The sequence below is a fragment of the Thauera aromatica genome (assembly GCF_023093595.1).
In the GTDB taxonomy this organism is placed as follows: Bacteria; Pseudomonadota; Gammaproteobacteria; order Burkholderiales; family Rhodocyclaceae; genus Thauera; species Thauera aromatica_A.
This window is the reverse complement of sequence record NZ_JALLIK010000077.1, coordinates 22,734-32,003: the sequence shown is the minus strand read 5'-3', so window position 1 is coordinate 32,003 and position 9,270 is coordinate 22,734. Positions and strand designations below refer to the sequence as shown.

5 protein-coding genes and 1 pseudogene are annotated in these 9,270 nt (G+C 67.1%); all 6 read right to left on the bottom strand.

Annotated features, from left to right (window positions below; all coding sequences use genetic code 11):
• Positions 1-106: 106 nt before the first annotated feature.
• Positions 107-346, bottom strand: coding sequence for a hypothetical protein (locus MXC99_RS02765; RefSeq protein ID WP_247724079.1), 240 nt, complete (start codon positions 344-346; stop codon positions 107-109).
• A 109-nt stretch (positions 347-455) separates the two neighbouring features.
• Positions 456-3,359: an adenosylcobalamin-dependent ribonucleoside-diphosphate reductase gene (locus MXC99_RS02760; RefSeq protein ID WP_247724078.1), complete on the bottom strand. Its 2,904-nt coding sequence runs from the start codon at positions 3,357-3,359 to the stop codon at positions 456-458.
• 227 nt (positions 3,360-3,586) lie between these two features.
• Positions 3,587-4,582, bottom strand: a complete 996-nt coding sequence (locus MXC99_RS02755; RefSeq protein ID WP_247724077.1) for a cation diffusion facilitator family transporter — start codon at positions 4,580-4,582, stop codon at positions 3,587-3,589.
• A 542-nt stretch (positions 4,583-5,124) separates the two neighbouring features.
• Positions 5,125-7,647: pseudogene (locus MXC99_RS02745) on the bottom strand (methyl-accepting chemotaxis protein); the annotation flags it as partial.
• Positions 7,648-7,747: 100 nt separating this feature from the next.
• Entirely contained in the window at positions 7,748-8,332 is a 585-nt protein-coding gene (cheD, locus tag MXC99_RS02740) for a chemoreceptor glutamine deamidase CheD (RefSeq protein WP_247724076.1), read from the bottom strand.
• A gap of 8 nt (positions 8,333-8,340) precedes the next feature.
• Positions 8,341-9,240, bottom strand: coding sequence for a CheR family methyltransferase (locus MXC99_RS02735; protein ID WP_247724075.1), 900 nt, complete (start codon positions 9,238-9,240; stop codon positions 8,341-8,343).
• Positions 9,241-9,270: the final 30 nt, after the last annotated feature.

Sequence of the window (9,270 nt, the reverse complement as noted above, 5' to 3'; positions counted from 1 at the left end):
GTGCGGTTGGGTAGAACCACGCGGGCGCGAGTATTCATGTCGGGATCAGGCGGCGGCTGGAGCGCCAATTATACCAAAGGCATGATGATCATATTTTCACAGACTCTCAGCTCTTCCAGACCCAGAGGATGACCACGACGGCGACCACGACCAGGAAAGTGCTACCGCCGATCGCAGCGAACAGCGGATTGTTCCGCAGCACTCCCTTCGGTGCCGGGCTGTAGAAGCGATGCACGCAGGACATGCAGCGCCAGGCGAGTTCGCCCGGGTGGGTGCGCTGTTCGTCTTCCGAGCGCCAGGGCGATTGGCGACAGTCGGTGCCGTCGCAGCGGGGGCAGGTAGGCATGGGAGCGGGGCGGGGGCAGGAAGCGGCATTGCCGCCTCGTGCTCCCCGGTCGTTGCAGTCGAGGTCCGGATTATAGTGGAAGCGCCTCGGCGCGAGGCGCCGCCCGCGCTCAGCCGCAGGTGCCGACCGCACCGCAGGCGGTGCAGAAGTCGCAGCCGTCCTTGCGGATCACGGTGTGGTTGCCGCACTCGGCGCACAGCGTACCCTGCATCAGCTTGGGTTCGCTGTCGTCGCGCGGCGACTCGAGGATGCCCATCTCGCGCGTCGGATAGCCGCGCTCATCGAGCACGCCGAGCATCGCATAGCGGTGGATGATCAGCTGCGCGAGGTAGGCCACGGTGCTGGGATAGTTCTGCTGGCGGCGGGTGCCGGGGACGAAGGCCATGAAGTCGCCCAGCGGCTCGGGGTAGTCGAGCAGCTTTCTGAGCTTCATCCCGATCCACGCCGGGTCCATGACGCGCATGTCGAGCGAGAGGATGCGCGACAGCCCGTCGAGCGCACGCGGGTAGTTGCCCGACAGCCACATCGAATAGGGGCGGGTGACGCCGGCGCTGAAGCCGTCCTGCGCCGGCAGGGTGATCTCCTTCAGGCCGAGGACAAAGTCTTCGCCGGTCGCCGGGTTGTAGATGTCCACCGTCCACGACAGCGTGCCGTCGGTGCCGGTCTTCGGTTCGTCGAGGCTGAACAAGGTGTCGAGCACCGGGTTGGTGTCGTCCTCGTGGTCGAAGGCGCCGAGTTTTTCGCAGCGGTAATTCACTGCCTGGGCGAAGGCGGACACCACGCCGGGCACGAGCTTCTTCTCGCCGTGCGGCGGGAAGGGCATCTCGAAGGACTTCTCGCCCACGGTGCGGGCGAGGGTGTCGAGCTTCAGCTTGAGCCAGCCGCGGTCGTTGGCGCGCATGTCCATCGACAGCGTCTTCGCAACCGCGCCGAGGCCGCGCGGCTGGTCGGCGCCGTTGACCCAGACCTCGAACGGGAACGAGCCGCCGTTGTTGCCGACCTGGCCGACGAAGAGGGCGAAGCCGCCGGTCGGGGTGTTGAGCATGTAGGTCCACGCCAGGTTGCCGTCGGGCAGCTCGGGGCGGCCCGGCCAGCGCAGGCTGGCGAGCACCGGCGCGGGCAGGCTCTTGATCGACAGGCGGCGGTTGGCGTCGGAGAGCTCGACGTCGTGGGGCTGCTTCTGCTCGGTGCTCGGGGTGACCGACAGCACCGAACCGAGGACGCTGTTCGGCCGGTAGGTGGCCAGCCCCTTGAGGCCGGCCTTCCACGCGCTGAGGTAGAGATCCTCGAACTCGGCGTAGGGATAGTCCTCGGGTACGTTCACCGTCTTCGAGATCGAAGTGTCGATGTAGGGCGCGACCGCGGCGACCATGTCCTTGTGCGCCTGGGCGGAAATTTCCAGTGCGGTGACGAAGGGGGCGGGCAACTTGTCGACGTTGCCGCCGAGGTGTTTGTACAGGCGCCAGGCGTAGTCCTCGACCGCGTACTCCTTGAAGGTGCCGTCGGCCATGCGTTTGCGGCGGGTGTAGGTGTAGGAGAACGGCGGCTCGATGCCGTTGCTGGCGTTGTCGGCGAAGGCCAGGCTGATGGTGCCGGTGGGCGCGATCGACAGCAGGTGCGAGTTGCGGATGCCGTGCTTGCGGATCCGGTCCTTGACCTCGGCCGGCAGGCGCGAGGCGAAATTGCCGCCCGACAGGTAGAGGTCGGCGTTGAACAGCGGGAAGGCGCCGCGCTCCTTGGCCAGATCGGACGAGGCGAGGTAGGCGCGGTTGCGCATGTACTCGGAAATCTTGCGTGCCTCGTCGCGCGCTTCGGGCGTGTCGTAGCGCTTGCCGAGCATGATCAGGGCGTCGCCTAGGCCGGTGAAGCCCAGCCCCACGCGGCGCTTGGAGTCGGCTTCGGCGCGCTGCTGCTCGAGCGGCCAGTGGGTGCTGTCGAGGACGTTGTCGAGCATCCGGATCGAGATGTCGACGATCTTGCCGAAAGCGGCGTAGTCGAACTCGGCCTTGCCGGTGAACGGGTGCTTGACGAAGGGCGTCAGGTTGATCGAACCCAGGCAGCAGCAGCCGTAGGGCGGCAGCGGCTGTTCGGCGCAGGGGTTGGTGGCCTCGATGGTCTCGCAGTAGTACAGGTTGTTGTCCTGGTTCATGCGGTCGAGGAACAGGATGCCCGGCTCGGCGTGGTCATAGGTGGACCGCATGATCTGGTCCCACAACTCGCGCGCGCGCACTTTGCGATAGACCCACAGGCCGTCGTCGCGCTGGTAGGCGCCGGCTTCCCTCAGTTCGGCGGTCGGCTCGGCCTTGTGCGCGAGTTCGACGAAACCGTCGCCCTCGACCGCCTGCATGAAGGGGTCGGTGACGCCGACCGAGATGTTGAAGTTGGTGAGGTCGCCGTGATCCTTGGCGTGGATGAATTCCTCGATGTCTGGGTGATCGCAGCGCAGCACGCCCATCTGCGCGCCGCGGCGGGCGCCGGCCGATTCCACCGTTTCGCAGGAACGGTCGAACACGCGCATGTAGGACACCGGACCGGAGGCGTTCGAGGCCGTGCCCTTGACCAGCGCGCCCTTGGGGCGGATCGAGGAGAAGTCGTAGCCGACGCCGCCGCCGCGGCGCATGGTCTCGGCCGCCTGGGCGAGCGCGGTATAGATGCCGGGGCGGCCATCGACCGCCTCGGTGACCGAATCGCCCACCGGCTGCACGAAGCAGTTGATCAGGGTGGCGGCGAGCGGGGTGCCGGCGGCGCTGTTGATCCGGCCGGCGGGGACGAAGCCCTTTTCCTGCGCTTCGAGGAACTTCGCTTCCCAGTGCGCGCGCCTGTCTTCGGATTCGATGGCGGCCAGCGCGCGGGCGACGCGGCGGCGCACTTCGGCGACGCTCTGCTCGTCGCCCTTGGCGTATTTTTCGACGAGGACTTCGCCGGAGATTTCCTGCATCGGCAGGTTGGCGGCAGTGGGCTTGGCGCTGCCTTGGATGGGGGTGCTTGTGGACGCGCTGTTGGTCTCGCTCATGGCCTTTTTCTTCATCCGTGGTGGTTCATGGGATGGACTGAAGAATAGCGCGGAAAATCCGATTTCGCAAAAAAATAAAAAACGTTTAAAAACAGATAATTAAGCGTTTTATTTGTGTATTTGTTTTTCGTGATGTACTACATGTAGTATGGTTTTGAGGGGTGCGCGGAGCGCTCGAAGCCGCTGTTTACGCGGGTTTTGGCCTGCCGCGGCGGAGCGGGCCCCGGTCAGTCGCGATCGTCGGCGGTGCCGGAGCGCCGTGGCGCGAACATGATCGGTTCGGCAAGGGGGATCTCGGGTTGCAGCGTGGCGTGTTCCACACCGAAACGCCCACGCAGAAGCGCACGCTCGGCCTCCAGCACGTCGGGCCAGCGCCGCGCATCGGTCAGCAGGATGTGGGCCGAGAGCGCGGTGCGGCGCGAGTCCAGGCTCCAGATGTGGAGATCGTGTACCGAGCGCACGCCTGGCACGCTGGCCATCGCGCGTCCCACTTCGGGCAGCGACAGGCCGTCGGGCACGCCTTCGAGCAGGGTGTGGAGCACGTTGCGCAGCAGCGACAAGGTGGAGAACAGGATCAGGCCGCAGATCAGCATGGTCAGCAGCGGGTCGATCGGCGTCCAGCCGCTGAACTGGATGACGAGACCGGAGGCCAGTGCCGCGACCGAGCCGAGCAGGTCGCCGAGCACGTGCAGCAGCGCGCCGCGGGTGTTGAGGTCGCCCTCGCCGCGCGTCAGCAGCCAGGCGACGAGCAGATTCAGGACGAGGCCACCGAGCGCCACCAGCGTCACGGTCTGGCCCGCGATTTCGCGCGGCTCGAGCAGGCGAAGCACCGCCTGCCACAGCAGCAGGGCGACGACGGCCAGCATGAAAAGGCTGTTGACCAGGGCCGCCAGCGCTTCGACACGGCGCAGTCCGTAGGAATGGCGCGGGCTGACCGGACGCAGCGCGACACGCGCGGCAAGGGCCGCGAGTCCGAGCGACAAGGCATCGGTGACCATGTGGCCGGCGTCGCCGAGCAGGGCCAGTGAGCCCGACCACCAGCCCGCCACCGCCTCGACGGCGGCGAAGCCGAGGGTCAGCACCAAGGCCAGCGGCAGGTAGCGGCTGGCAGTGTGGTCGTCATGGTGGCGGCCCTGTGCGCCGTGGGGGCCGCTCCCATGGCGGTCGCCGTCATGTTCGTGGCGGTGGCCGTGATGGTGCCGGGAGCGATGCGCGTCTGCCATGGAGGGGGGCCTGTGGTCGATGGCTCGATTATGCGGCGTGCTGCGGACGGAGCGGCCTGGCGCGCCGATGCGCCAGGCCGCTCGCGCGCCGGCGGAAGCGGCAGGCGCGCGCGGCGCAATAGGTCAAACCGTCTCCTCACGAAAACGTTCTGCAATCACTTGTTTTATTTGGTAACGCCTCCCGCTGCCTGCGTCGGCTGGCGTGCTCAGAAATCCCTCCATTCGTCTTCCCCCTGGGGGGCCGCGGCCAGGGCGGCGCGGGCCGGGCGGACGCGGTGCGGTGCAGCATCGGCCGGGCGTGCGCTCGCTGGCGCGCCGACGCTGGCGCTCAGCCGCGGGGCGGACAGCGAGGCTGGCGCGGGAAGGCGCTGCACGCTCTCCTCGATGCGGAACACGCTGACCGAGTGGGCGAGCGACATCGATTGCTCCTCGAGCGATTCGGCCGCGGCGCTGGCCTGTTCGACGAGCGCGGCGTTCTGCTGGGTGACGCTGTCCATGTGGGTGATGGCGATGTTGACCTGTTCGATGCCGGTGCTCTGTTCGGCCGAGGCGGCGGAAATCTCGGCGACGACGTCGGTGACGTGGCGGACCGATTTGACGACGTCGGCGATCACCCGCCCGGTTTCGTCGGCCAGGTTGGTGCCCTGTTCGATGCGCGCGACCGACTCCGAGATCAGGGTCTTGATTTCCTTGGCGGCGGCGGCCGAGCGCTGGGCCAGGCTGCGCACTTCGCTGGCGACCACGGCGAAGCCGCGCCCCTGTTCGCCGGCGCGGGCGGCCTCGACCGCGGCGTTGAGCGCCAGGATGTTGGTCTGGAAGGCGATGCCGTCGATCACGCTGATGATGTCGACGATCTTCTGCGCGGCCCGGTGGATGTCGCCCATGGTGCCGACCATCAGCTGCATGGCATCGGCGCCCTTGCCCGCGATGTCCGACGCGGAGACGGCCATCTGCCGGGCCTGGCGGGCATTGTCGGCGTTCTGGCGCACGGTGGAGGTGAGCTCTTCGGTGCTGGCGGCGGTCTGTTCGAGGCTGGAGGCCTGCTGCTCGGTGCGCGCGGACAGATCCTGATTGCCCTTGGCGATCTGCTGGGCGGCGATGCTGACGGCGGAGGCGGCGTCGGCGATCTGGCCGATCATGCTGGTGAGCGCATCGACGGTCTGGTTGGTGTAGCTCTTCAATTCGCCGAAGGCGCCCTGGTAATCGCCCTCGATGCGCCGGGTGAGATCGCCGTCGGCCATCGCGCCGAGCACCGCATTGGCTTCGCGCAGGCCGTTGTCGGCGGCTTCGAGCAGGCAGTTGATGTTGGTGTTGAGCTCACGCAGGAACTGGTTTGCGGCCGCGATTTCCAGGCGGGCGCTGAAATCGCCCTGTGCGGCGGCGCCGACCACCTGCTGGATCGCGCGCTGGGCGGCGAGTTCGTCGGTGCGGTCGCGCCATTCGCCGACCGAACCGATGCGCTCGCCCCGTTCATCGACGATCGGGCTGGTGCTCAGCTCGAACTCGCGCCCGCCGATCATCTGGGTCGTGGAGGTGGGCTGGTTCAGGCTGGTGAGTTGCCGGCGGGCCGTGGCCGGGTCGGCGTGCAGCAGGGTGATGTCGCTGCCGACGAAGCCGGCGGCGGTGAAGCCCGGTACCGTCGCCGCGATCGCCTGCTCGAGCTGCTGCACGGTTTTCTGCATCGCATGGTTGGCGTACAGCACCTTGCCGTCGAGGTTGGCGATGCGCACGTTGGTTGCCACGCAGTCGAGGGCGACCTTGATCCGCAGTGCTTCGGCGGCGATGCGGCGTGCTTCGTTGACGTCGAAACCGAGCCTGATCTGCATCGACTGCAGCCCGTGCAGGACCTTGCCGACCTCGTCATCGGCCTCGACCTGGATCGGGTTGTCGTACCTGCCTTCGGCGATGCGCTCGAACGCTTCGTTGGCCTGGCGCAGCGGGTGCACCACCGAGCGCACGATCAGCCGGCTCAACAGCACGGCGAGGGCGAGGGCCAGGGCGAGCGAGGCGATCACGCCGTTGCGGATCCAGGCGCTGACCGTCTCGGTTTCGGAGAAGATCTGCTCGGCTGCCGCACGATGGGCTTTGATCAGCGCTTCGGTGTGTTCGCGGATTTCGCCGTACAGCGGATTGACCTTCGTCAGGATCAGCTCGCTGGCCTCGGCATAGGCTCCGGCCTGGATGCGTTCGCGTGCCGGCGTCACCCCTTCGCTGAGGAGTTTCTTGCGAGTGTCGATGTAAGCCTGGTTGAGCGCGGCCATCTCCGGGGTGCTGCGGGCACTGTAGCCGTTCCAGATTTCGGTGATCCGCTCCGCGTTGCGCAGGATGGTGTCGGTGTGGGCCGAGACCGGGTGGTCGTGCAGCTTGGCCAGGGTCGATTGCGGGTTGTGCTGGGTGGCCAGCAGCAGCTGGGCACGGGTGTCGCCCGATAGCATCAGGATGTGTTCGACGTCGTGTGCCGACGTGGCGTGATCCTGATAGACCCGCTCGAGCCCGCGCTGCAGGTAGGCGCCGAGCCCCAGGCCCACGATGGCACCGAGCACGAGGCCGGTCAGCAGGAAGCCGACCAGGCCGTACAGGCGGGCACCCAGCGGCAGCGCCATCAGGCGCCCGGCGAAGCGCCGGATGCGCGACTGCTTCGGTGCGAGGCTGGCCTTGCCGGCCCGGATGTCGCGGTAGAGGGCGGCGGCCGCTTCGATCTGCTGGCGGCTGGGGCGGGTGCGCACCGACAGGTAGCCGGTGATGTGGCCGCCCTCGCGTATCGGGGTGACCTTGGCCATTACCCAGTAAAAGTCGCCGTTTCTGCAGCGGTTCTTGACTACGCCCGACCAGGGTTTGCCCGCTTTCAGCGTGCGCCACAGGTCTTCGAAGGCTTCGGGCGGCATGTCGGGGTGGCGCACGATGTTCTGCGCGCTGCCGATGAGCTCGGTTTCGGTGAAGCCGCTGATGCGCACGAAGGCGTCGTTGATATAGGTGATCACGCCGCGCAGGTCGGTGCGTGAAACGATGTCTTCACCATCGTGGAGCTGCAACTCGTTGTCGGTGACGGGAAGGTTGATCTTCATTGAGGTTTCTTCTCAGAAGGATGGGGCCGAAAGGGGGGGGCGGTTGAAAGGGAGGCGGTCGGACGTCGGTTGCAGGGCCGCTGGCGGTGGCCGGGCGGGTTCAGAAGAAATCGGCGGCGGGATCGTCGGCCGGGGTGTCGAGGCGCTGTGCGTAGCGGGTTTCGCGGTGCAGCAGGGGCAGGCTGCTTCCGCCCCGCATGACCCGGATGCGGGCATGGCCGCTGTCGGGGAAAAAGTAGATCTTACGTGGATAGGGGCCGAGCAGATCCCGAGCGTGCAGGGGAATGCGCTCACGCGCGAGGAAATCGAGCACGAAGGCGGCATTGCGCTCCCCCACGTTGGCCGAGCCGACGTGCGGGAGTACGGCGCCGCCGCCGAATACCTTGGCCACCAGGCGTTCGCGCCGTGCGCCGGCACAGACCATCTGCTGGATCAGGGTTTCCATGGCGAAGGCGCCGTAGCGGGCCGAGGCCGAGGCCGGATTGGCGGGGTCGTCATCAGCGCCGGGAAGCAGGAAGTGGTTCATGCCGGCGATGCCGGTGCCTGGATCGCGCAGACATGCGGCGACACAGGAGCCGAGCACGGTGACCAGCAACTGCGAGCGCGTGACATGGTATTCACCGGGCAGGATCTTGATGGCTGCATGCTGGAAAAGGCGGTCGAAATAACAGTGGGTGGCGGTCATCGGGGCGCTCAGCGCGGAGGGGTCGCTCCGCCGACCGGCGCATAGACGGTCTTGCCGAGGTTGCGGAACAGATCGGTGCTGTGCATCAGGCTCTCCGAGTGGCCGCAGATCAGCAGACCGTCGGCTCTGAGCATGCGCTGAAAGCGCTTGAGCAATTCGCGCTGGGTTGGTTTGTCGAAATAGATCATCACGTTGCGGCAGAAGATCACATCGAGCCCGGGCTCGATCGGCCAGCTCGATTCGAGCAGATTGACCTGCATGAAGCGGACCTTCTCGGCCACCTCGCGGCGAACGCGCACATGACCGGCGTTGCGCCCGTAGCCTTCCTGAAAGAAGCGTCGCAGGCGCTCCGGACTGATGTTGCGCACACGATCGACCGGGTACACCCCCTGGCGTGCGATGCCCAGCACCTGGGTGTCGAGGTCGGAAGCGAGGATCTGCACGCTGGATGGAAGCCCGTCGGGGCGCTCGGCAAGCGTGATGGCGATCGAATAGGGCTCCTCGCCGGTGGAGCAGGCTGAGGACCAGACCCGGTAGGGGCGCGATTCGCGGTGGCGTGCGGCGTGTTCGGCGAGGACGGGGAAGTGATGGGCCTCGCGGAAGAAGGCGGTCAGGTTGGTCGTCAGGGCGTTGATGAATGCTTCCACTTCGGGGTCGTGGCCCGCTTCGATCCGGTCGAGGTATTCGTCGAAGCTTTGCAGGCCGGTTGCGCGCAGGCGGCGGGCGAGGCGCCCGTAGACGAGGTTGCGCTTGCATTCGGACAGTGCGATGCCGGAGACCTTGTAGATGAGTTGGCGCACACGCTCGAAGTCGTGCCGGGTGAAGATGAATTCGCGCCTGGCCTGGGCACTGGCGGAGAGCGCATCCTGTCGCGCCTCGGCGGCTGCCGTACCGGAGAGGGGGCCCACCGGCTCCGCGTGGCGGAGACGGTGGGCAAG